The 23,570-nt window shown below is 68.1% G+C and carries 20 protein-coding genes; 16 read left to right on the forward strand and 4 right to left on the reverse strand.

Annotated features, from left to right (window positions below):
• Nucleotides 1-14 precede the first annotated feature (14 nt).
• From AWC18_RS08730 to AWC18_RS08755, 6 genes are all read left to right on the forward strand, one after another.
• Nucleotides 15-767 (forward strand): SDR family oxidoreductase, encoded by a 753-nt coding sequence (locus AWC18_RS08730; RefSeq protein ID WP_085138428.1) that lies wholly within the window; start codon nt 15-17, stop codon nt 765-767.
• On the forward strand, nt 764-1,627 hold the full coding sequence (locus tag AWC18_RS08735; RefSeq protein ID WP_085138429.1) for an NAD(P)-dependent oxidoreductase: 864 nt from the start codon (nt 764-766) through the stop codon (nt 1,625-1,627). Before AWC18_RS08730 ends, AWC18_RS08735 begins: the two co-directional genes overlap by 4 nt.
• A 10-nt stretch (nt 1,628-1,637) precedes the next feature.
• Nucleotides 1,638-2,063, forward strand: a complete 426-nt coding sequence (locus tag AWC18_RS08740; protein WP_085138430.1) for a carboxymuconolactone decarboxylase family protein — start codon at nt 1,638-1,640, stop codon at nt 2,061-2,063.
• On the forward strand, nt 2,060-2,935 hold the full coding sequence (locus AWC18_RS08745) for an SDR family NAD(P)-dependent oxidoreductase (RefSeq protein ID WP_085138431.1): 876 nt from the start codon (nt 2,060-2,062) through the stop codon (nt 2,933-2,935). Before AWC18_RS08740 ends, AWC18_RS08745 begins: the two co-directional genes overlap by 4 nt.
• A 114-nt stretch (nt 2,936-3,049) precedes the next feature.
• On the forward strand, nt 3,050-4,318 hold the full coding sequence (gene purD / locus AWC18_RS08750; protein ID WP_085138432.1) for a phosphoribosylamine--glycine ligase: 1,269 nt from the start codon (nt 3,050-3,052) through the stop codon (nt 4,316-4,318).
• 288 nt (nt 4,319-4,606) lie between these two features.
• Nucleotides 4,607-5,053 carry a hypothetical protein gene (locus tag AWC18_RS08755; protein WP_085138433.1) on the forward strand — a complete coding sequence of 149 codons (447 nt, stop codon included), beginning with the start codon at nt 4,607-4,609 and terminating at the stop codon, nt 5,051-5,053.
• 18 nt (nt 5,054-5,071) lie between these two features.
• On the opposite strand, the gene AWC18_RS08760 is transcribed toward AWC18_RS08755, so the two are convergent.
• On the reverse strand, nt 5,072-6,844 hold the full coding sequence (locus AWC18_RS08760; protein WP_085138434.1) for a hypothetical protein: 1,773 nt from the start codon (nt 6,842-6,844) through the stop codon (nt 5,072-5,074).
• A 261-nt stretch (nt 6,845-7,105) separates the two neighbouring features.
• On the reverse strand, nt 7,106-7,948 hold the full coding sequence (locus AWC18_RS08765) for an alpha/beta hydrolase-fold protein (protein ID WP_085138435.1): 843 nt from the start codon (nt 7,946-7,948) through the stop codon (nt 7,106-7,108).
• 79 nt (nt 7,949-8,027) lie between these two features.
• Here AWC18_RS08765 and AWC18_RS08770 point away from each other — a divergent pair, with 79 nt between their 5' ends.
• The 5 genes from AWC18_RS08770 (at nt 8,028) to AWC18_RS08790 (ending at nt 14,467) form a co-directional block, all read left to right on the forward strand.
• A complete protein-coding gene (locus tag AWC18_RS08770) occupies nt 8,028-8,645 on the forward strand; it encodes a TetR/AcrR family transcriptional regulator (RefSeq protein ID WP_085138436.1) in 618 nt (205 codons plus the stop codon).
• 117 nt (nt 8,646-8,762) lie between these two features.
• On the forward strand, nt 8,763-10,286 hold the full coding sequence (locus AWC18_RS08775) for a Re/Si-specific NAD(P)(+) transhydrogenase subunit alpha (RefSeq protein ID WP_085138509.1): 1,524 nt from the start codon (nt 8,763-8,765) through the stop codon (nt 10,284-10,286).
• A gap of 35 nt (nt 10,287-10,321) precedes the next feature.
• Nucleotides 10,322-11,743, forward strand: a complete 1,422-nt coding sequence (gene pntB, locus AWC18_RS08780) for a Re/Si-specific NAD(P)(+) transhydrogenase subunit beta (RefSeq protein WP_085138437.1) — start codon at nt 10,322-10,324, stop codon at nt 11,741-11,743.
• Nucleotides 11,744-11,819: 76 nt separating this feature from the next.
• On the forward strand, nt 11,820-13,238 hold the full coding sequence (purB, locus tag AWC18_RS08785) for an adenylosuccinate lyase (RefSeq protein WP_064998135.1): 1,419 nt from the start codon (nt 11,820-11,822) through the stop codon (nt 13,236-13,238).
• 5 nt (nt 13,239-13,243) lie between these two features.
• Entirely contained in the window at nt 13,244-14,467 is a 1,224-nt protein-coding gene (locus tag AWC18_RS08790; protein WP_085138438.1) for a cytochrome P450, read from the forward strand.
• Between the two features lie 10 nt (nt 14,468-14,477).
• Here the strand turns inward: AWC18_RS08790 and AWC18_RS08795 are convergent, their stop codons facing one another.
• Both AWC18_RS08795 and AWC18_RS08800 read right to left on the reverse strand, forming a co-directional pair.
• A complete protein-coding gene (locus tag AWC18_RS08795) occupies nt 14,478-15,113 on the reverse strand; it encodes a hypothetical protein (RefSeq protein ID WP_085138439.1) in 636 nt (211 codons plus the stop codon).
• A 47-nt stretch (nt 15,114-15,160) separates the two neighbouring features.
• Entirely contained in the window at nt 15,161-17,311 is a 2,151-nt protein-coding gene (locus AWC18_RS08800) for a cellulase family glycosylhydrolase (RefSeq protein WP_085138440.1), read from the reverse strand.
• Nucleotides 17,312-17,439: 128 nt separating this feature from the next.
• Here AWC18_RS08800 and AWC18_RS08805 point away from each other — a divergent pair, with 128 nt between their 5' ends.
• The 5 genes from AWC18_RS08805 to AWC18_RS08825 all read left to right on the forward strand — a co-directional run bounded on the left by AWC18_RS08805 (nt 17,440) and on the right by AWC18_RS08825 (nt 23,439).
• The gene (locus AWC18_RS08805) at nt 17,440-18,336 is read left to right on the forward strand and encodes a phosphoribosylaminoimidazolesuccinocarboxamide synthase (protein WP_085138441.1); all 897 of its coding nucleotides are present in this window, start codon (nt 17,440-17,442) and stop codon (nt 18,334-18,336) included.
• A gap of 5 nt (nt 18,337-18,341) precedes the next feature.
• The gene (locus AWC18_RS08810; protein ID WP_420093322.1) at nt 18,342-20,459 is read left to right on the forward strand and encodes a S9 family peptidase; all 2,118 of its coding nucleotides are present in this window, start codon (nt 18,342-18,344) and stop codon (nt 20,457-20,459) included.
• A 10-nt stretch (nt 20,460-20,469) separates the two neighbouring features.
• The gene (locus AWC18_RS08815; protein ID WP_085138443.1) at nt 20,470-20,958 is read left to right on the forward strand and encodes a glutathione peroxidase; all 489 of its coding nucleotides are present in this window, start codon (nt 20,470-20,472) and stop codon (nt 20,956-20,958) included.
• A gap of 92 nt (nt 20,959-21,050) precedes the next feature.
• Entirely contained in the window at nt 21,051-21,764 is a 714-nt protein-coding gene (locus tag AWC18_RS08820; RefSeq protein WP_085138444.1) for a DUF2334 domain-containing protein, read from the forward strand.
• A gap of 19 nt (nt 21,765-21,783) precedes the next feature.
• On the forward strand, nt 21,784-23,439 hold the full coding sequence (locus AWC18_RS08825) for an FAD-binding dehydrogenase (protein WP_085138445.1): 1,656 nt from the start codon (nt 21,784-21,786) through the stop codon (nt 23,437-23,439).
• Nucleotides 23,440-23,570: the final 131 nt, after the last annotated feature.

Here is a 23,570-nt window from a genome sequence, read left to right on the forward strand (position 1 = left end):
AGGAGAACAAGCAGATGGGCCAATTCGACGACAAGGTGGCTATCGTCACCGGCTCTGGTGGCGGGATCGGGCAGGCCTACGCGCAGGCCCTCGCCGCCGAAGGTGCCGCGGTGGTGGTCGCTGACATCAACATCGACGGCGCGAAGACCGTGGCTGAGCAGATCGTCGCCGACGGCGGCAAGGCGATCGCGGTCCGCGTCGACGTCTCCGACGTGGAATCGGCGCAGGCCATGGCGGATGCGGCCGTAGCAGAGTTCGGCGGCATCGACTACCTGGTCAACAACGCCGCGATCTTCGGCGGGATGAAGCTCGACGGCCTGCTGACGGTGCCGTGGGACTACTACCAGAATTTCATGCGGGTGAATCTGGACGGCGCGCTGATCTGCACCCGGGCGGTCTACGAGCACATGGCCCAGCGGGGCGGCGGTGCCATCGTCAACCAGTCCTCCACCGCGGCATGGGTGTACTCCAACTTCTACGGTCTGGCCAAGGCCGGGGTCAACAGCCTGACTCAGCAGCTGTCGCGGGAATTGGGCTGGCGCAACATTCGCATCAACGCGATCGCGCCCGGGCCGATCGACACCGAGGCCAACCGGGTCACCACCCCACAGGCCATCGTGAAGCAGATGGTGCAGCAACTGCCGTTGGCGCGGATGGGCACGCCCGAGGACCTCGTCCCGATGTGCTTGTTCCTGCTGTCGGACCAGGCGTCGTGGATCACCGGCCAGATCTTCAACGTCGACGGCGGACAGATCATCCGCTCATGAGCAGCCCGGAACAACAGCCCCGCCTCGGCTACATCGGCCTCGGCAACATGGGTGCGCCGATGGCCAAGCGTCTGGTCGACTGGCCCAGTGGCGTAACGATATTCGACCTGCGGACCGAGGCGATGACGCCGCTGGCCGAGGCCGGAGCACGTGTCGCCGGCAGCGTCGCCGAGGTCGGTGCGAACGCCGACCTCATCAGCATCACGGTGCTCGATGACGCCCAGGTCCGCGACGTGGTCGCCGAACTGGTGCCCACTGTGCAACGAGGCGCCGTCATCGCGATCCACTCGACGATCGCCGACACCACGGCTGCTGAGCTGGCCGAGGAACTTAAGCCGGCGGGTATTCACGTCATCGACGCACCGGTCAGCGGTGGCGTGGGCGCGGCCGAGAAGGGCCAGCTGGCCACCATGGTCGGTGCCGATCGCGCGGTCTACGAGCAGATCAAACCGGCGTTCAAACAGTGGGCGTCCGTGGTGATCCACGCCGGGGAGCCGGGTGCCGGAACCCGAATGAAGCTGGCTCGCAACATGCTGACGTTCACCGCCTACGCGGCGGCGTGCGAAGCCATGAAACTGGCGGAGGCGGCCGGACTCGATCTGCAGGCGCTGGGTCGGGTGGTGCGGCACACCGATGCGCTCACCGGTGGACCCGGCGCGATCATGTTCCTGGATTCCACAGGTCCGCTGCCCGAAGGCCACTTTCTGCGTGATGCCTTCATCCACACCCGCGAGCTCGGGGAGAAAGACCTTCGCCTCGCACTGGGGCTGGGACAGGCCACCGGTGTCGACCTGCCGCTCGCTCAGGTGGCACTCGACGAACTGGCCGCCGGTCTGGGCGTGCCACACTCCAAGGACTAGGAGAGATCTGATGGACGAACTGCGCCGAACCGGGTTGGCGAAGATGAATGAGGTCTACGCCTGGGACATGCCGGACATGCCGGGCGAGTACTTCGCGCTCACCGCCGATCACCTCTTCGGCCGGATCTGGACCCGGCCGGGTCTTTCCATGCGCGACAAGCGCCTGATGACGCTTGCGGTGGTCACGGCGGTGGGGGAGAAGGACCTGGCCGAGATCCAGGTCAACGCTGCGCTGCACAACGGCGAGCTGAGCGAGGACGAGCTGCGCGAGATGGCCATCTTCCTCACCCACTACGTCGGCTTCCCGCTCGGGTCCGGGCTGAACGCCGTGGTGGAGAAGGTGATCGCCAGGCGCAACAAGGCCGCCGCTGCGGGCAAGTCGGAGGACAAGAGGGCCAACGTCGCAGCCGTACTGGACAAGCAGAAGGGCGAGTGACCGAGAACCTGCTCGCCGCGCGGGGCGCCGTCGTAGTCGGCGGTAGCCGGGGCATCGGTCGAGCGGTAGCCGAACTGCTGGCGGCATGCGGTGCCGGAGTGGTGGTCAACGGCCGGGACCCTGACGCGGTGGCAGAAACCACCGAAGCGATCACCGCATCGGGTGGGCGGGCCGTCGGCCTGGCCGGCTCGGCCCACGTCGAGGCGACCGCCGTGGCGCTGGTCGAAGCCTGCCGGGAGGAATACGGCAGCGTCGACGTGCTGATCAACTGCGCCGGAGTCGCCGAACCTCCCGGCTCGTCGATCCTGTCGGTCTCCACCGAGCAGTTCCAGGACCTGCTCGACGCACATGTGGGCACGGCTTTTCAGACCTGCCGGGCGGCCGCGCCGATCATGGTGGAGCAGCGCCGCGGCTCGATCGTCAACAGTGGCTCGGTGGCCTTTCTCGGCGACTACGGCGGTACCGGATATCCGGCCGGAAAGGGTGCGGTCAACGGACTCACCATGGCGGTGGCCGCGGAGCTCGCGCCGTACGGGGTGCGGGCGAACGTCGTCTGTCCGGGCGCGAAGACACGGTTGTCCACCGGCGATGACTACGAGACGCACATCCGTGACCTCAACGCCAGAGGTCTGCTGGATGAGATGAGTATGCGAGCCTCGTTGGACCCGGCCCCCGCCGATTACGTCGCCCCGCTCTACGCCTACCTGGCCAGTGACCTGTCTGCCGGGGTGAGCGGATCGCTCTTCTTGGCCTCGGGCGGATTTGTCGGCCGCTTCGAGCGGGCGGTCCCTGCGGTGCTCGGATACCGCGATCACCAGCGCTTTTCGCCCTGGACCATCGAGGAAATGCACACCATGGTGGCCGGCGGCTGACCGCCGGGATGCCTACCGCGGCCTTCCCGACGCCCAAGGCGGTGGGCTCTATATCCTGTGTCTCGCGTCCCGCGGATGCCCCAGCGAGGCGAAGCTCAGGAAGGAGTGACGCCCATGCGCGTCCTGGTGATCGGTTCCGGCGCCCGGGAACATGCGTTACTCCTAGCCCTTCGCAATGACCCCAAGGTCGAGCACCTCGTGATAGCCCCCGGCAACGCCGGGACTGCGGCGGTCGCCGAGCAGCGAGACATCGACATCACCTCGGCCTCGGCGGTCACCGCTTTGGCCCGCGAGGTCGAGGCGGACCTGGTGGTGATCGGGCCGGAGGTGCCCTTGGTCTTGGGCGTGGCGGATGCGGTGCGTGCCGCCGGGATCGCCTGTTTCGGACCGTCGCAGGACGCCGCGCGCATCGAAGGCTCCAAGGCTTTCGCCAAGGACGTGATGGCCGCCGCCGGTGTGCGCACCGCCCGCTCGGAGATCGTCGACAGCCCAGCTGAGCTGGACGCCGCCCTGGCCCGGTTCGGTCCCGATGCCGGGGAGGCGGCCTGGGTGGTCAAGGACGACGGGCTGGCCGCCGGCAAGGGTGTCGTGGTGACCGCAGACCGGGAGGCGGCCCGGGCCCACGCCGCCGGTCTGCTCGACAGCGGGCACCCGGTGCTGCTGGAGTCCTTCCTCGACGGTCCCGAACTGTCTCTGTTCTGCATCGTCGACGGCGCCACGGTGGTGCCACTGCTTCCGGCACAGGACTTCAAGCGGGTCGGTGACGGCGACAGCGGGCCCAACACCGGCGGCATGGGTGCCTACGCCCCGCTGCCGTGGTTGTCCCGGGAGGCCGTGGCGGGCATCGTCCGCGACGTCGTCGAGCCCGTCGCGGCCGAACTGCTCCGGCGTGGCAGCCGGTTCACCGGATTGCTGTATGCCGGTCTGGCGATGACGTCGACGGGGCCGGCGGTGGTCGAATTCAATTGCCGCTTCGGCGATCCGGAGACCCAGGCGGTGCTGGCGCTGTTGGAATCGCCGCTCGGCCAGTTGCTGCACGCCGCCGCAACCGGTGGACTCGTTGAGTTCGGCACGTTGCGCTGGCGGGATGCGTCGGCGGTGACGGTGGTGCTGGCCGCGGAGAACTACCCTGGTCGGCCGCGGGTGGGTGATGTGATCGTGGGTGCCGAGGCTGACGGGGTACTGCACGCCGGTACGGCGCGACGTGACGATGGGGCTGTGGTGTCCTCCGGTGGCCGCGTGTTGTCGGTGGTGGGTGTCGGAGACGACCTGCATGCCGCGCGTGCCGACGCCTACCGGATTCTGAATTCAATTCGTCTGCCGGGAAGCCACTTCCGCAGCGACATCGCAGCGGCGGCCGCCGAGGGCAAGATCCGGATCTGACGGCGGGGGCCTACCGCTATCCTTGGTGGCATGGCTGACCAAACTGAACCGGAGTCCACCGAATCCGAAGAGCAGGATTCCCCGGCGAAAACTGCCGGTGCGGAGAAAAAGGCGGACACCGAGAAAAGTGCGGGCACGGAGAAAAGTGCGAGCACAGAGAAAAGTGCGAGCACAGAGAAAAGCGCGAGCACAGAGAAAAGCGCCGCCAAGGAGAGGCGTCGGTCAGCTCCCCCTCCGACGCCGGCCCCGACGGAGTCGAGCCTGCGCCCCCTGCTGATCGCGGGTGCGGTGGCACTGGTCGCCGGGCTCATCGGTGGTGCGGCCGTGTCCGCCCTGTGGCACCCGGGCAGCTCGTCATCGGGCGGTTCCGACAAGTTCAGCGGTGCGGAGGTCGAGGCGGCGAAGAAGGACATGTGCGCCGCGGTTGTGCTCGCTCGCCAGGCAGTGGCCAACAATATGCACCTGAAGAACCCGGAGCCGGAGAATCCGGTCGCCCAGCTCGCGGTGGCCGCCAACGCCAGGCTGTCGCTGACCGCGGGTGCGGCATATCTGCGCGGACGGCTCGACGCCGATCCCGCGGCCGCACCGGAGATCGTGGAAACCACCCAGAAGGTGGCCGGGGCACTGGAACGTCTGAACCTCAGTTACCTTGTCGGGCAACCGAATGAGGAGCGTGAGCAGCTGGGCCACGATCTCGACAACCACATCGCCGCGATGGGCAAGCTCTGCCAGTAACCCTGGCGGAGTCCGCGCTCAGAGCCCGAACAGGGCCAGCGGATCCATGTCGAACATGGCGCCCACGTCGTCCAGGCCGTTGAAGGCGGCGCCCGGGTCGAGTGGGTTCGCGGCGGAGAACATGTCGAACATCGAACTCAGGTCGATGTTGCCGAACGGCGTCACCAGGGTGTCGGTGACGATGCCGTCCTCACCCGGTGTGGCGATGTAGATGTTCTGCCATCCTCCGCCGAAGTTCAGCACGTCGTAGACCGTTCCTGCCTCCGGCAGCAGCGAGGCATCCACCCCGTCGGCAGCGGCGACGCTCGCCACGGTGAATTCGGTGTTGGCCATCCCCAGCAGTTCTGACACATTGACGCCGGTGGTGATGCTCCCGAGGTCGGTGAGGCCCGTGCCGGAGTCGTCGTAGACGGTGAAGACCTGCGGGGCGAAGTCGATCGGGGTGCCGCCGCCTATTCCCACCGACGCGCCGCCGAGGCTCAGCAGCGGCCCGAGGCCGAGCAGCGAGGGCACGATGTTGAAGCCCGCTTCCGAGCCGGTCAAGCCGAGTGTCGGGTCGAAGATGTACCCGCCGAGGCTGAAGGCGTCGTCGCCGAGGCTGCTGTCGCTGACCAGCAGTCCGGTGAACGCGTCCCCCGGGTCGAGGGGGTTGGCGGCATTGATGCCGCCGAACAGCGGGTCCAGGTTCATGTTGCCGAACGGCGTGACCAGGGTGTCGTGGACAGTCCCGGGAACGATGGTGCCGTCAACGGTGACGTCCGGCGTCGCCGTGTAGACGTTCACCCATCCGCCGCCCAGGTTGAAGGCGTTGTAAACCGAGCCCAGGACCGGCAGCTGCGAGTCCTCGACGCCGTCGGCGGGAGTGACACCCTGGACGATCAACTGGGTGTTGGTCATGCCCAGCACATTCGCCACGTCTACCGCGGTCGCGATGCTGCCGAGTTCGCTGCCGCCGCTTCCGTAGACGTCGAAGTCCTGCGGCGCAAAGGCTTGTGGCTGGATATCTGGGTAGGCGAGGCTGAACACCAGTTGGCCGCCGCCGAGGTTGAGCAGCGGCGGTAAGCCGGCGAGCGAGGAGACCGGGCTGAAGCCCTCGGTCACCGTGCCGTCCGTCCCGGTGCTGAACGGGTCGAACGTGAAACCGCCGATGGTGAAGGCGTCCTCGCCGAGGCTGCTGTCGCCGGCCTGCAGCGGGGTGAACGCGTCACCCGGCTGCAGTGGGTTGGCGGCGTTCATGTCGGCGAACAGGGCGCTCAGGTCGGTGTTGCCGAACGGCGTCACCAGGGTGTCGGTGACGGTGCCGTTCTCGCCCGGGGTGGCGACATAGACGTTGTAGAAGCCGTTGCCCAGGTTGAGTACGTCATAGACCGTTCCCGTCACGGGCAGCGCCGAGGCCTCGACCCCGTCGGCCGCGGTGGTGTCCAGAACGGTGAAGGCGGTGTTGGACAGTCCCAGCAGGTTCGCGACGGTTTGGTTGGTGCTGATGCTGCCGAGCGATTCGGTGCCGTTGTACAACTCGAAGGTCTGCGGGGCGAGGTTCAAGCCGGTGGACCCGAGGCTCACCGATCCGCCGCCGAGGCCCAGCAGCGGCGGAGCCAGGCTCAGCGGGCCGACCGGGTCGAAGCCCTGCGCGCCCGAGGAGGTGATGGGGTCGAAGACGGTCCCATCGATGGTGAACGCGCTGTCGCTGGGGGCGGCAGCACCCAGTGCGGCCTGCATCAGTGCGGCGCTGATCAGCCCACCGCCGGCGGTGGCCGCGACCGCGGCTGTCTGAAGTCGTCGATTTGTCATCACATGCCTTCCAATTGGTCGGTTGGACTGGCGTTTAACGGCACTCAGAATCAGATGAGTTACCAGTGAGTACTTTTTGACCGTACAGCGAGTGTTCTTCGTCACACAAGGTTTTTATTTGGCTCAAATATCGGACAAAACCGACCATTTAGGAGACATTGCGGCCGAAATTCGGGACAGAGACCCAGATTCGCGGTAGCCGTATACAGCGGCCATCCAGGCGTTTTTCAGCCCGGCGGTGTTCGAAAGACTGAAGAACGATTAGGCGGTCAGCAGCGGAGCGATCCAAACCAACTCGGCCGGCTGCTGAGAACTCCAATATGAGCCGTCATGCCCGCCGGGAGAGAATCCGCCCGCCGGAGGGTTGGGCAGCTGGGCGATAAAAGCCTGCGTCGCCGAATAGAACGGGTCGTCGTTTCCGCAGTCCACTCGGATGGGAATCGAGTCCAAGGCGGGCATTCCGAAAACGGAGTTGGCCGCGAAGTCCGATGCGCCATCGAACGCGCCCGGCGCCGTCGCGCCGGACGTCAGCCACAGTGCGGGGCTGACCGCGCAGATCGCCGCGGTTCGCTGCGGGCCGAGTCGGCCGCCCAGCAGTAGCGCCCCGTAGCCGCCCATGGACCAGCCGATGAATCCCACCCGCGAGGTGTCCAGGCCCTGCTCTGCCAGCAGCGGCAACAGCTCGTCGGTCACCATTGCCCCCGAATCCTCCCCGGAGGCGCGCCGATGCCAGTAGCTTCCGCCGCCGTCGACCGCTACCACCGCAAAGGGCGGCAGCCCGGCGTCGACGGCTTCGGCCAGACCCTGCTCGACGCCACCGGCCATCACGGTTGCGGCGTCGCTTCCCTTGCCGTGCAGCGCGATCAACGGGCGCAATGCCGCGGTCTGACCGGGCGGCCGGGCGATCGCCCAGTTGGTGGTGATTCCCCCGCGCGCCGCCGAGGTGAACGAGCCCGTCGTCATGGTGGGGGCGCCCTGCGGCGGGGCGGCCTGCGTGGGCCGCGCTGCACGTAGTGCATTCGCTCCCAGCGCGCCCGCCGTGCCCAGCATGGCCCCGGCGCGCAGCACGGCTCTTCGGCTCAACTCGGGCATGGCGGTCATCATGCCAGCGGGGTGCCGTTTGGCCGAAAAGACTCAAACCCATGATGCGGTGCTATCCGGGCTGGCAGCATCACTAGGCGTGATGACAGCAGTGACGCCCAAGGGCGAGCGGCGGCGGTATGCGCTGATCAGCGCCGCCGCCGAACTGCTGCGTGAGGGGGGCTTCGATGCGGTGCGCCACCGCGCCGTGGCGCAACGAGCCGGTCTGCCGCTGGCGTCGACAACCTATTACTTCTCATCACTGGAAGACCTCATCGCTCACGCGGTGGAACACATCGGGATGTTGGAGGTCGCGCAACTGCGTGCCCGCATCGCAGAGCTGTCCCGGCGCCGCCGCAGCGCCGAGACCACCGCGGACATTCTGGTGGAGCTGCTGGTGGGCGAGCAGGGTGACGAACAGATCGCCGAGCAGCTCATCTCCCGCTACGAGCGTTACATCGTGTGCTCTCGCCACCCGGCGCTGCGCGACATTCAGCGTCGTCTCCTGCATCAACGGTCCGATGCGGTCACCGAAGCCGTCGAACGCTCCGGACGGATCGCGCGCGTCGAGACGGCCTATTCCCTGGTCTGCATGGTCGACGGCGCGGTGATGGCGGCGCTCGTCGACGACCTGCAGGGGCCGCGGGCGGCCGCCCGGGCCGCCGTCATCGACGTCATCGACATGCTCGCTCCACTGGATCAGCGCGCGGTGTCGGCCTGATTCGGCTGCGCGGTATGCTGCGGCGATCATTTTTGTCAGATTTTTGTAACCTCCAGTTAACAAGGGGAATCGGCCGCCCGAAGATGGCGGAGAGATGCGAAGGTGGAGAGCCACGTCATGAATATCGGTGTCCTAGCCGAGGCGCAGCCCGGTGAGACGCGGGTGTCGGCGACGCCGACGACAGTCGCTGCACTGATCAAGCTCGGTTACGACGTTGTCGTGGATTCCGGGGCCGGCGAAGCCTCGTCCTTTGCCGACGAGGCCTACACCGAGGCCGGCGCCGCCATCGGCGATGCACGCACCGCCGACATAGTCTTCGGTGTCAACGCCCCCTCGACCGAGCAGCTTGACGGGATGAAGCCGGGCGCGACGCTGATCAGCCTGTTGGCGCCGGCCCTGAATCCGGACCGGGTGGAAGATCTGGCCCGCCGGCCCATCACAGCGCTGTCGATGGACGCCGTCCCCCGAATCTCGCGCGCGCAGTCGCTCGACGTGCTGAGCTCCATGGCCAACATCGCCGGCTACCGGGCCGTGATCGAGGCCGCCCACGTCTTCGGCCGGTTCTTCACGGGCCAGGTGACCGCCGCCGGCAAGGTCCCGCCGGCCAAGGTGCTGGTGGTGGGTGCCGGGGTGGCGGGCTTGGCCGCGATCGGCGCGGCGGGCAGCCTCGGGGCCGTCGTGCGGGCCACCGACCCGCGTCCCGAGGTGGCCGACCAGGTCCGCTCGCTCGGCGGGGAGTACCTGTCGATCGAATCGAGCGAGGCCGAGGTGTCGGCCACCGGCTACGCCAAAGAGATGAGCGACGACTACAAGGCCCGGGAAGCCCAGCTCTACGCCGACCAGTGCGCCGACGTCGACATCATCGTCACCACCGCGCTCATCCCGGGTAAGCCCGCGCCGCGGATCATCACCGCCGACATGGTGGCGTCGATGAAGCCGGGCAGCGTGATCGTCGATATGGCCGCGGCCAACGGCGGCAACGTCGAGGGCACCGTCAAGGACCAGGCCGTCGTCACCGAGAACGGGGTGACGATCATCGGATACACCGACCTGGCCGGCCGGCTGCCCGCCCAGGCATCCCAGCTCTACGGCACCAACCTGGTGAACCTGATGAAGTTGATGACACCCGGCAAGGACGGCCGGCTGGTGCTGGACTTCGACGACGTGGTGCAGCGCTCGATGACGGTGGTGCGCGACGGCGAGTCGACGTGGCCCCCGCCGCCGGTGCAGGTTTCGGCCGCACCGGCCAAGGCCGCCGAAGCGCCGGTAGGCGCGCAGGCGAACAAAGAACCGATGTCGGCCGGACGCCGGCTGGGCGTGGTGGTGTCTGCGGCGGCCGTGCTGTTCGCGCTGGTCGCGATGGCACCCGCGGCGCTGCAGGTGCACCTGACGGTCTTTGCGCTGGCCATCGTGATCGGCTACTACGTGATCGGGCATGTGCACCACGCGCTGCACACGCCGCTGATGTCGGTGACCAATGCGATCTCGGGAATCATCGTGGTGGGCGCGCTGCTGCAGATCGGCCATGACGACCCTGCCATCACGAGTTTGGCCGCCGCGGCGATCCTGCTCGCCAGCATCAACATCTTCGGTGGTTTTGCGGTGACCCGCCGCATGCTCGCCATGTTCTCCCGCAGCTAGGCGCTGCGCACCCCGACTTGGAGTAGACCCCGCTAATGTTTTCAGTTGAGACCGCCGCGTCGGCGGCATACATCGTCGCGGCCTTGCTGTTCATCCTGGCGCTGGCCGGGCTGAGCAAGCATGAGACGTCGAAGGTCGGCAACAGCTTCGGCATCTTCGGGATGGCGGTGGCGCTGGCCGCGACAATCACCTTGGCGGTTCATCACGACATCAATCCGGCCGGCCTGGCGCTGCTGATCGGGGCCACCGTGGTGGGTGCGGCGATCGGGTTGTGGCGCGCCAAGGTCGTTGAGATGACCGGCATGCCGGAGCTGATCGCGTTGCTGCACTCGTTCGTGGGCCTGGCCGCCGTGCTGGTCGGTTGGAACGGCTACCTGCACATCGAGAACAGCCCGAACGGTGCTGACGCCCGCGAGCTGGCGGCGTCCGGACTGCTCGGCATCCACTCGGCCGAGGTGTTCATCGGCGTCTTCATCGGCGCGGTCACCTTCACCGGCTCGATCGTGGCCAACCTCAAACTGTCGGCGCGGATGAAGTCCAACCCGCTGATGTTGCCGGGCAAGAACTTCCTCAACGTCGGCGCGCTGGTCGCCTTCGTCGCGCTGACGGTGTGGTTCGTCCACGAGCCGCAGCTGTGGCTCCTGATCGCCGTCACCGTGCTGGCGCTGGCCTTGGGCTGGCACCTGGTGGCCTCGATCGGCGGCGGCGACATGCCGGTGGTGGTCTCGATGCTCAACAGCTACTCCGGCTGGGCGGCGGCCGCCTCGGGCTTCCTGCTCTCCAACGACCTGTTGATCATCACCGGCGCGCTGGTCGGCTCCTCGGGTGCCTACCTGTCCTACATCATGTGCAAGGCGATGAATCGTTCGTTCATCTCGGTGATCGCCGGTGGGTTCGGGATCGAAGCCGGCCCGGCCGACGACAAGGACTACGGCGAGCACCGCGAGATCACCGCCGAAGGGGTGGCCGAGCTGTTGGGCGGCGCCGACTCGGTGATCATCACCCCCGGCTACGGCATGGCTGTCGCGCAGGCCCAGTACGGGGTCGCCGAACTGACCCGCAAGCTGCGGGACCGCGGCGTCAACGTGCGCTTCGGCATCCACCCGGTGGCCGGCCGGCTGCCCGGCCATATGAATGTGCTGCTGGCCGAGGCCAAGGTGCCCTACGACATCGTCCTGGAGATGGACGAGATCAACGACGACTTCGCCGACACGTCGGTGGTCCTGGTGATCGGCGCCAACGACACCGTCAACCCGGCCGCCGCCGAAGACCCGAACAGCCCGATCGCCGGGATGCCGGTGCTGACGGTGTGGGAAGCCGACCATGTGATCGTCTTCAAGCGCTCCATGGCCTCGGGCTACGCGGGCGTGCAGAACCCACTGTTCTTCCGGCAGAACTCCGCCATGTTGTTCGGTGACGCCAAAGACCGCGTCGAAGACATCCTGCACGCGCTGTAGGGCACAACGCCGGCGCGTACCTGCCGCCCAGGCCAGGCAGAATCCGCCGGAGCGCACGACCGTAAGGTAGCTACTCGTGAGCATCCCCAATGTGCTGGCCAACCGTTACGCCAGCACCGCCATGACAGATATCTGGTCGCCGCAGGCAAAGATCGTTGCCGAGCGCCGGCTGTGGCTGGCGGTGCTGCGCGCCCAATCTGAGCTGGGTGTGCCCGTGCCCGCGCAGGCGATCGCCGACTACGAGGCTGTCCTCGGTGAGGTCGACCTGGCCTCGATCGCGGCCCGCGAGCGGGTGACGCGCCACGACGTCAAGGCCCGGATCGAGGAGTTCAACGCCCTCGCCGGTCACGAGCACATCCACAAGGGCATGACCAGCCGGGACCTGACCGAAAACGTGGAACAGCTGCAGATCCGCCAGTCCCTGCAGCTCGTCCACGACCACGGGGTCGCGGTCGCCGCGCGCCTGGTCAGCCACGCGGTGGTCTACCGCGACCTGGTGATGGCCGGACGCAGCCACAACGTCGCCGCGCAGGCCACCACGCTGGGGAAGCGGTTCGCCTCGGCTGCCGAGGAAACCCTGATCGCGCTGCAGCGAGTGCGTGAGCTGATCGAGCGCTACCCGCTGCGTGGCATCAAGGGGCCCATGGGCACCGCCCAGGACATGCTGGATCTGTTCGACGGCGACACCGCCAAACTGAGCGAGCTGGAGCGCCGAGTCGCCGAATTCCTCGGGTTCTCGGCGGTGCTGACCAGCGTGGGACAGGTGTACCCCCGATCGCTGGACCACGACGTGGTCTCGGCCCTGGTGCAACTGGGCGCCGGCCCGTCCTCACTGGCCCAGACCATCCGGCTGATGGCCGGCCACGAATTGGTCACCGAAGGATTCGCGCCGGGCCAGGTGGGCTCCTCGGCGATGCCGCACAAGATGAACACCCGCAGCTGCGAGCGGGTCAACGGCCTGCAGGTGGTGTTGCGCGGCTATGCCTCGATGGCTGCCGAGCTGGCCGGCGCGCAGTGGAACGAGGGCGACGTCTTCTGTTCGGTGGTGCGTCGCGTCGCATTGCCCGACGCCTTCTTCGCCATCGACGGACAGACCGAAACCTTCTTGACCGTGCTCGACGAGTTCGGGGCCTACCCGGCGGTGATCACCCGCGAGCTGGACCGCTACCTGCCGTTCTTGGCCACCACCAAAGTGTTGATCGCCGCGGTGCGTGCCGGCGTGGGCCGAGAAGCCGCCCACGAGGTGATCAAGGAGCACGCGGTGGCCGTGGCGCTGGCGATGCGCGAGCGGGGTGCCGAACCCGACCTGCTGGACCGGCTGGCCGCCGACGAACGGCTGCCGCTGGACCGGGCCGCGCTGGATGCGGCCATCGCCGACCGGCAGGCATTCACCGGGGCGGCCGCCGACCAGGTTGACCGGGTGGCGGCCGAGGTGGCCGAACTCGCCGAACGGTTTCCGGCGGGGGCTGCCTACAGCCCGGGCGCGATCCTGTAGCCGTCATGGACGTCCAGGAGCTCGCGAGCATCGACTTCACCGATCTGGACAACTTCGCCGACGGCTTCCCGCACGAGCTGTTCGCGCTGCACCGCCGCGTCGCCCCGGTGTTCTGGCACGAGCCGACCGCCCACACTCCGGACGGCGAAGGATTTTGGTCGGTGGCCACGCACGCCGAGACCCTCGAAGTGCTGCGCGATGCGCAGACCTATTCGTCGGTCACCGGCGGCGACCGGCCGTTCGGCGGCACGGTGCTGCAGGACCTGCCGATCGCGGGCCAGCTGTTGAACATGATGGACGATCCGCGGCACGCACAGGTCCGGCGACTGGTCAGCTCCGGACTGACCCCGCGCATGATCCGCCGCGTCGAGACCGATCTGCGGCACCGGGCGCGGGTACTGGTCGACGAAGTCGAGCCCGGGGTGCCCTTTGATTTCCTGGTCGACATCGCCGCCGAGGTGCCGATGCAGATGATCTGCATCCTGTTGGGCGTTCCCGAGGCCGACCGGCACTGGCTCTTCGAGGCGATCGAGCCCAGCTTCGACTTCCGCGGCTCGCGCAAGGCGGAGGTGTCGCGCCTGTCGATCGAGGATGCCGGCAACCGGGTCTACACCTTCGGGCGGGAGTTGATCGCGGCCAAGCGCGCCCAGCCCGCTGACGACATGCTCTCGGTGGTGGCGAACTCGACCGACCCGGAGCTGAGCGATCTCGAGGTGTATCTGTTCTTCCAGTTGCTGTTCAGCGCCGGGGCCGAGACCACCCGCAACGCCATCGCCGGCGGGCTGCTGGCGCTGTCTGAGTACCCCGACCAATATCGTTTGCTGCGTAGCGATTTCGATCTGTTACCCACTGCCATCGAGGAGATTCTGCGCTGGACCTCACCGGCTCCGTCCAAACGGCGCACCGCAACTCGGCGCGCAGTGCTGGGCGGGCAGACCGTCGAGGCCGGCCAGAAGGTACTGGTGTGGGAGGGCTCAGCCAACCGGGACCCGGCGGTCTTCGACCGCGCCGACGAGTTCGACATCACCCGTAAACCCAACCCGCACATCGGGTTCGGTCATGGCGCACACTTCTGCCTGGGGGCCCACCTGGCGCGCCTGGAGCTGCGGGTGCTCTACGAGGAGCTGCTCGGCCGGTTCGGCGAATTGGCGGTGGTGGCGCCGGTGGAGTGGACGCGCAGCAGCCGGCACACCGGGATGCGGCACATGGTGGTGGAACTGCGGCGGTGATCCCGGTCGGTCAGGTCGTCCGACTGCGCCGAGATCGCCGGGCCAGGCCCGCAGCGTGCAGCTCAAGTGCGGCCAGGCCCCCGATCACCGCGGGGTCTGCGTGTCGCCAGGCCCCGGCGGGGTCGGGGCTGATCGCGGTCAGCTTCCCCAAGGGGCGATTGGTCAACGCGCGCAGCGCCAGAAGCTGCTGACCGGCCGGGTTCGAGTACAGGCCCAGCACCGCCCGCTTGCGCAGGAAGAAGCGCAGCCGCAGAGCCAGCCACGGCATCGTCACCGCCAGAATTGGCGGCGCCGCGACAGCGAAGGCGAGCACGTAGGCCAACCACCCGGCGGTGGTGTTCAGATTGTGTCCGGCCCCGGCGATGTCGACTGCCGCATGCCCCGCCGCGGTGAGCGGTTTGCTCACGGCGTCGCCCACCAGCGGAATACGGTCCGCGCTCTTGCCGGCCGACGTCAAGCTGTCGGCCACGCCATTGGCGCCGCGCTCGAACTGCTGCCCCACCCCGGCGATCGTGGTCACCGCGCCGTGCACCGCCAGCGCGATCATCACCCAGACAAAAGTCCATGCCGCAACGACGAGGTCGCTCAGCAGCTGGGCCAGCAGGCGGCCGGGGGAGGTGGCATAGGGCAGCAACCGGGACGTCATGTTTCGATCCCAACACACCTGACGCCTCTCCGGCGGGCGTTGCGACGTCAGCTGTTGGGCGTGACCGTCACCGTGACGGTGGCCGCACCGGAATCGGCGGCGATCACCAGCACCGGGGCGTTCGCGGCCGATACGACCTGGCCGCCGGTGACCACCGCGTGGTAGCCGTCCGGATAGAGACTGCTGGGCACCGAGATGGTGGTGTGCGCCCCCGCGCCGAACTGCCCTGAGCCGTCGGCCATCGCGGTGGAGTAGTTGAACGCGAAGGTGCCGTCGTTGAACGACCAGGTCCCCGGGATTCCGGCCACAGCCTGTGGGTAGGGCGCGGCCAGCGCGTTCACCGCATCGGTTGCCACGTTGTCGCCGACGGGCGGCTGCGCCATGTCACGGACCAGGACATTGTTGTAATCCCAGAAAAGCCAGCCGAAGCCGTACTGGTTGGCGCCGCCGGTGGCGCCGCTGATGACGCCGGGATTGGTGGTGTTGCCGAACTCGGTGAGCAGCGCCGGCACGTTGTGTTCCTGCGAGTAGGCGGCGGCCTGCTCCATGATGAAGCCGTCGTATGCGCCGCAGCCGAAGTCGCTGCCCAAGACCTCGTACCACGGGCAGTAGCTGTGGAAGGCGAAGATCGCGTTCGGGTCATCCGGCGGGATCACATGGGTGGGCACCGGCAGGTTGCCGAACAAGGTGTTGGAACCGAAGATCACCGGGGTGCTGGGGTCCACGGAGCGGATCGCGGCCGTCACCTGCTCGTAGAACGGCGACAACTGCTGGGTGTCGAAGAACGGATTGCCGAGTGCGGTCGACAGATAGCCCGAACCCGGCCAGGGCTCGTTCATCAGCTCGTAGCCGGCGACATGGGGATTGCCGCTGAGGTAGCCGGCCACGGCCTGATACATCCCGGCGTAATGGTTCTGCAGGCCGATCCCGTCGGGAGCGGCGGAGTTGGTCCAGAACGCGTCCCAGGCGTGGTTCACGGCGGCGTTGAGCGGATAATTCCACGGCCACCCGTAGTTGATGTTGACCGCGTCCCCGGTCTGCACCGCCCAGGCCGGCGCCCCGTCGCCGATCCCGGTGATGGTGTCGCTGTACAGGTCCTGATGCAGGTCGATGACGCTGACGATGCCGTACGAGCCGAGCAGGTCGACGGTGCCCTTGATCGACGCGAGATACCCGTAGTCGATCTCACCGGGGTTGGGCTCCACCGCCGCCCAGATGACCCCGACCCGGACGGCGTTGATGCCGTTGGCGGCCAGGTAGGCGGCATCGTCCGCGTCGAAGTGGTTGGCCTCCGGACTGAACGGCGCGTACTTGTAGACCTCGTTGACCCCGTGCAGGATCAGCACCCGGCCGTCGGCGTCGGTGAGCCAGGTGCCGGCCGTGCTGAAGGCGCCGCTGCCGATCGGCGGACCGCTGTCCAACGTGCCGAAGGCTCCGACCGAGCCGTGGGTCCCGAACAGGCCGGGGTTGCCGCCCGCCCCGCCCAGAGCCGGGCGCGGGAAGCCGGGACTGGCCATGATGCTGATGCCGTCGCCGGCGTCCCCGCCGTGGCCCCCGGCGCCGAACAGGCCGATGGCGTCGCCGCCGTCGCCGCCGTAGCCGCCTTCGCCGCCGACGCCGCCCACGCCGCCGTTGCCCAGCAACCAGCCGCCTTGTCCGCCTGCGCCGCCGGCCGCCTGCGCCCCGCCGTCACCGCCTGCCCCGCCGTTGCCGAAAAGGCCTGCCGCGCCGCCGGCGCCGCCCGCGACGCCGGCTTGGTCGCTGTCCCAACCGGCCCCGCCGTCGCCGAACAGCCAGCCGGCGGCGCCGCCGTCGGGGCGGTCTTCGACTCCTGCGGCACCGTCACCGATCACATACGAGCCGAACCCGTTGATGAAATCGGCGACCTGTTGGCCGGCCGCGGTGTCCAGCCACTGGTCGATTCCGTTGTGAATGGGCAGATAGATCTCTTGCTGGAACCACTGCGCGAGGTCGAAGGTGGTGGCATTCGATGCCCCCAGCGCCTCGCCCCAGTCCTCGAAGATGGTGGTCAGGAACTGCTCGAAGAAATCGACTTCGAATTCGGCGTGCGCGGCCGGGGCGATCGTCGGCGCCAGCCCGAGGCCGAACGTCATCCCGGCTGCCGCGAGCGCGCCGGTCAGCCGGGCGCGACCGTTGCGCCGAGGCGGGCGCGTGCCGGCGGTGTGTTCGTTCATCATCGGGCGGCCACCTCGGGGACGTCGCAGCTATACACAAGATATGAAAACGCTGACGATTCACTGTAAGCGACATGTGGCCCGCGGCGGGGACTTGGGGTCGGCCGCGCCCCGCCCAGTAGGCTGACGCAATGCCGCGACCCGCGCTCTCCGATTACCAGCACCTGGCCAGCGGCAAAGTCCGCGAACTCTACCGGATCGATGAACGGCATCTGCTGTTCGTCGCGACCGACCGGATTTCGGCGTTCGACTACATCCTCGACAGCGAGATCCCGGACAAGGGACGCATCCTGACCGCGATGAGTGTCTTCTTCTTCGACCTCGTCGAGGCCCCCAACCACCTGGCCGGGCCGCCCGACGACCCGCGCATCCCCGATGAGGTGCTCGGCCGCGCGCTGGTCGTGCGCCAGCTGAAGATGATGCCGGTGGAGTGCGTGGCCCGCGGCTACCTCACCGGCTCGGGCCTGTTGGACTACCAGCGCAGCGGCGCCGTGTGCGGCATCCCGTTGCCGCCCGGGCTGGTGGAAGCCAGCAAGTTCCTCAACCCGCTGTTCACGCCCGCGACCAAGGCCGAGATCGGCGAGCATGACGAGAACATCTCGTTCGCGCAGGTGATCGACCTGGTGGGTCCGGTGCGCGCCGGGCAGCTGCGCGACCGCACCCTGACCACGTATGTGCAGGCGGCCGATCACGCGCTGACCAAGGGAATCATCATCGCTGACACCAAGTTCGAGTTCGGCATCGACGAACACGACAACCTGGTGCTCGCCGACGAGGTGTTCACCCCCGACTCGTCGCGGTACTGGCCGGCCGACCATTACCGGGCCGGAGAGGTGCAGCAGAGTTACGACAAGCAGTTCGTCCGCAACTGGCTGACGAGTCCGGAATCGGGTTGGGACCGGGCCGGTGATCAGCCGCCCCCGCCGTTGCCGGACGACATCATCGCCGCGACCCGCGCTCGCTATATTGAGGCCTACGAACGTATCTCAGGCCTGTCCTTCGATGACTGGTTCGGCCCCGGAGCATGATCGGCGTGTCACAAGATCTTCCAGACCCACCCGCGGCTAAGCGGGTCGAGACCACTCGCACGCACCACGAGGACGTCTTCGTCGACGCCTATGAATGGCTGCGCGACAAGTCGGATCCGGCGGTGATCGCCCACCTGGAGGCCGAGAACGCCTACACCGAAGCCGCCACCGCCCATCTGGAACCCTTGCGCCAGGCCATTTTCGACGAGATCAAGGCCCGCACCAAGGAGACCGACCTGTCGGTGCCGACCCGTCGCGGCGACTGGTGGTACTACGCGCGCACCTTCGAGGGTAAGCAGTACGGCGTCCACTGCCGCTGCCCGATCAGCAGCCCCGATGACTGGGACCCGCCGCAGCTCGACGAGGGCACGGAGATCGCCGGCGAGCAGGTGCTGCTCGACCAGAACGCCGAGGCGCAGGGGCACGACTTCTTCGCCCTCGGCGCCGCCAGCGTCAGCCCGGACAGCCGCATCCTGGCGTACTCCGTCGATGTCGTCGGCGACGAGCGCTACACCCTGCGGTTCAAGGACCTGTCCACCGGGGAACTGCTCCCCGACGAGATCGCCGGGATCGGCGCCGGGGTGACGTGGGCGACCGACAACCAGACTGTCTACTACACAACCGTCGACGAATCGTGGCGTCCAGACACCGTGTGGCGCCATCGAATCGGCACTTCCGCAGCGTCTGACGAGCGGGTCTACCACGAGGCCGACGAACGATTCTGGTTGTCGGTGGGCCGCACGCGCAGCGACACTTACATCCTGATCGCGGCTGGTTCGTCGATCACCACCGAAGTGCGTTACGCCGACGCGGCCGACCCGCACGCGGAGTTCACGGTGGTGCTGCCCCGCCGCGAGGGCGTCGAATACGCCGTAGAGCACGCCGTCATCGGCGGCCAGGACCAATTCCTGCTGCTGCACAACGACGGTGCCGTCAACTTCACGCTGGTGCACGTTCCGGTGGCCCAGGCGAGCGACCCGGCCGCGCAGCAGACGCTGATCGCCGGACGCGACGACGTGCGGCTCGACGCGGTGGACGCCTTCGCGCGCCATCTGGTGGTCGGGTACCGCGCCGCGGGCCTGCCCCGCATCCAGCTGTGGCCGATCGGCGCTGACGGTGCTCTCCAGCCGCCGCAGGAGATCACCTTCGACACCGAGCTGACGTCGTCGGGTCTGGCCAGCAACCCGAACTGGGACGCCCCCAGGTTGCGGGTGGGTGCGACGTCGTTCATCACCCCGGTGCGGGTCTACGACATCGACCTGGCGACCGGTGAGCGCACCCTGCTGCGCGAACAGCCGGTGCTGGGCGAATACCGCAGCAGCGACTACGTCGAATACCGCGACTGGGCCTACGCGCAGGACGGCACCCGGATCCCGGTGTCGATCGTGCGCGGAGCCGATACCGAACTCCCCGCACCCACACTGCTTTACGGTTACGGCGCCTACGAGTCGTGCGAGGACCCGCAGTTCTCCATCGCTCGGTTGTCGCTGCTGGACCGGGGGATGGTGTTCGCGGTGGCCCACGTTCGCGGCGGCGGTGAGATGGGCCGGCTGTGGTACGAGCACGGCAAGCTGCTCGAGAAGAAGAACAGCTTCACCGACTTCGTCGCGGTGGGCCGTCACCTGATCGACGCGGGGGTCTGCCGACCCGGGCGGCTGGCGGCGATGGGCGGCAGTGCCGGCGGGCTGCTGATGGGGGCGGTGACCAACCTGGCGCCGGAGCTGTTCGCCGGGGTGGTGGCGCAGGTGCCCTTCGTCGACCCGCTGACCACCATGCTGGACCCGTCGCTGCCGTTGACCGTCATCGAGTGGGACGAGTGGGGAAACCCGTTGGACGACAAGGACGTCTACTTCTACATGAAGTCCTACTCGCCATATGAGAACATCGCCCGCCGCGACTACCCGCCGATACTGGCGATGACCTCGCTGAACGACACCCGGGTGTACTACGTCGAGCCGGCGAAATGGGTCGCGGCACTGCGGCACACCAAGACCGACGCCAACCCGGTGCTGCTGAAAACCGAGATGAATGCCGGCCACGGCGGAATCTCCGGTCGCTACGAACGCTGGAAAGAGATCGCGTTCTCCTACGCCTGGCTGCTGGCGGTAGTCGGCTGCGGGTAACGTCGCGGCCATGAGCCTCGCCGAAATCCCGCTGACCACCCTTGACGGCCGTCCCACCTCGCTGGCCGAATACGCCGACCGCGCAGTTCTCGTGGTCAACGTCGCGTCCAAATGCGGGCTCACCCCGCAGTACGCGGCGCTGGAGAAGCTCGCCCAGGACTACGGCGACCGCGGCCTGACCGTGCTGGGCGTGCCCTGCAACCAGTTCCTGGGTCAAGAGCCCGGCACGGCCGAGGAGATCCAGACCTTCTGCTCGACCACCTACGGGGTGACGTTTCCGTTGCTGGCCAAGACCGACGTCAACGGTGAGGACCGCCACCCGCTGTATGCCGAGCTGACCCAGACGGCCGACGCCGAGGGCGCCGCCGGCGACGTGCAGTGGAACTTCGAGAAGTTCCTGCTGGCCCCCGGTGGCGCCGTGGTGAACCGCTTCCGGCCCACTACGGTGCCGGACGCGCCCGAGGTCATCGACGCCATCGAAGCCGTCCTGCCCGGCTGATGCCGGCCCGGAACGCCGGGACGTTCCATAGCGCTATCTGACGTCTGCCCCGACGTCACCGCCTGGACACCTGCGCTGGCCACACTGGTGGTGTGACTGGACAACTGATCGTCTCCCTCTCCGGCATCGGGGCGCACACCCGGGCCGAGGCGGAGGCCTTCTGCGCGCAACTGGATGCCCGTGCGGTGGGGGTATCGCTCCTGGTGGCGCCGCGACTGGGTGCCGACTACCGACTCGACCGCGATCCCGGCACCGTCGAGTGGCTCAGCCGGCGACGCGCCGACGGCGCGGCGATCGTGCTGCACGGCTTCGACGAGGCCGCCACCAAGAAGCGCCGCGGCGAGTTCGCCACACTGCCCGCCCACGAGGCCAATCTGCGGCTGCTCGGCGCCGACCGCGTACTGGAGCACCTGGGGCTGCGAACCCGGTTGTTCGCCGCGCCCGGCTGGACCGTATCGCCCGGCACGGTCAGGGCATTGCCGCGCAACGGCTTCCGGCTCCTGGCCGGCCTGCACGGCGTCACCGACCTGGTACTGGACCACACCGTGCGCGCCCGGGTGATCGGCGTCGGGGCCGGACTTCTCACCACACCGTGGTGGTGCCGGATGGTGGTGGCCACCACCGAACGCATCGCGCGCCGCCACGGTGTGGTGCGGCTGTCGATAGGTGCGCGACAACTGAAAACACCGGGCGTGGCCGACGCCATGCTGGAGGCGGTGGACACGGCGTTGAGCCACGGTTGCCGGCCGGAGCGCTACCGCTGGCCGCTCGAGCCCGTCGACGCGACCTCGGAGCGCAGCGCCTGAGTCGTTACCCTCAGTCGTCATGAGCGGTAAGGCGGACGCTGACGCGATTGTCGTCGGGGCGGGCTTGGCCGGCCTGGTGGCGGCCTGCGAACTGGCGGAGCGTGGCCTGCGCGTCCTCATCGTCGACCAGGAGAACAGCGCGAACCTGGGCGGGCAGGCGTTCTGGTCCTTCGGCGGACTGTTCTTCGTCGACAGCCCCGAGCAGCGCCGGCTGGGGGTCCGCGACAGCCACGAACTGGCGCTGCAGGACTGGCTGGGCAACGCCGGCTTCGACCGTGAGTGCGACTACTGGCCGCGGCAATGGGCGCACGCCTACGTGGACTTCGCCTCGGGGGAGAAGCGCAGCTGGCTGCGGGCCCGCGGGTTGAAGGTCTTTCCATTGGTGGGCTGGGCCGAGCGTGGCGGCTACGGCGCCACCGGGCCCGGCAACTCGGTGCCCCGCTTCCACATCACCTGGGGAACCGGACCGGCCCTGGTGGAGATCTTTGCGAGCCGGCTGCGGGCCCGCTCGAACGTCCGATACGCCTTTCGGCACCAGGTCGACGAGCTGATCGTCGAAGCGGGCCGGGTGACCGGTGTTCGAGGCAGTGTCCTGGAACCCTCGGCGGCGGAACGCGGGGTGGCGTCATCGCGGAACACGGTGGGCCAGTTTGAGTTCCGTGCTTCAGCGGTGCTGGTCACCAGCGGTGGCATCGGCGGCAATCTCGATCTCGTGCGCCAGAACTGGCCAGAGCGCATGGGTCGGGTGCCCGCGCAGCTGTTAGCCGGGGTGCCCGCACACGTCGACGGCCGGATGATCGGGATCACCGAGGCGGCCGGTGGCCGGGTGATCAATCGGGACCGGATGTGGCATTACACCGAGGGCATCACCAACTACGACCCGATCTGGCCGGGCCATGGCATCCGCATCATCCCCGGCCCGTCGCCGCTGTGGCTCGACGCGTCCGGCGAGCGGCTGCCCGGGCCGCTGTATCCGGGGTTCGACACCTTGGGCACGCTCGAACACATCGCCCGCTCCGGTCAGGACTACACCTGGTTCGTGCTCAACCGGCGGATCATCGAGAAGGAATTCGCGCTGTCGGGCCAGGAGCAGAACCCCGACCTGACCAGCCGCAGTGTGCGTCAGCTGGCCGCGTCGCGGGCCCGGTCCGGTCCGCCCCCGCCGGTGCAGGCGTTCATCGACCGCGGGGTGGACTTCGTGCAGGCGTCCTCACTGCGTGAGCTGGTCGCGGCGATGAACGACCTGCCCGACGTGATGGCCTTGGACTACGCGAAGGTCGAGGAGCAGGTCACTGCACGCGACCGCGAGGTGGCGAACCGTTTCAGCAAGGACGGTCAGATCACCGCGATCCACGGCGCCCGGACCTACCTGGGCGATCGGATCGGCCGGGTGGTGGCCCCGCACCGGCTGACCGATCCGTCTGCCGGGCCGTTGATCGCGGTCAAGCTGCACATCCTGACCCGCAAGACCTTGGGTGGATTGGAGACCGACTTGGACTCCAGGGTGCTGGGTGCGGACGGCAAGCCGATCGACGGGCTGTATGCGGCCGGCGAGGTGGCCGGCTTCGGGGGCGGCGGGGTGCACGGCTACCGAGCGCTGGAGGGCACCTTCCTGGGCGGGTGCATCTTCTCCGGGCGTGCAGCGGGTCGGGGCGCCGCCGCCGATATCGCCTGATTTTTCCCCGGCCTTTTTCCCCGGCCTTTTTTCCCCGCCGAGCAGACGCGAAAGCCCCCTAAAACGCGCCAAAATGGGGGCTTTCACGTCTGCTCGGCGGGATGGGGGAGGCCCTCGGCGGGAGAATTGGG

It is taken from the genome of Mycolicibacter nonchromogenicus, from assembly GCF_002101775.1.
Lineage (GTDB): Bacteria > Actinomycetota > Actinomycetes > Mycobacteriales > Mycobacteriaceae > Mycobacterium > Mycobacterium nonchromogenicum.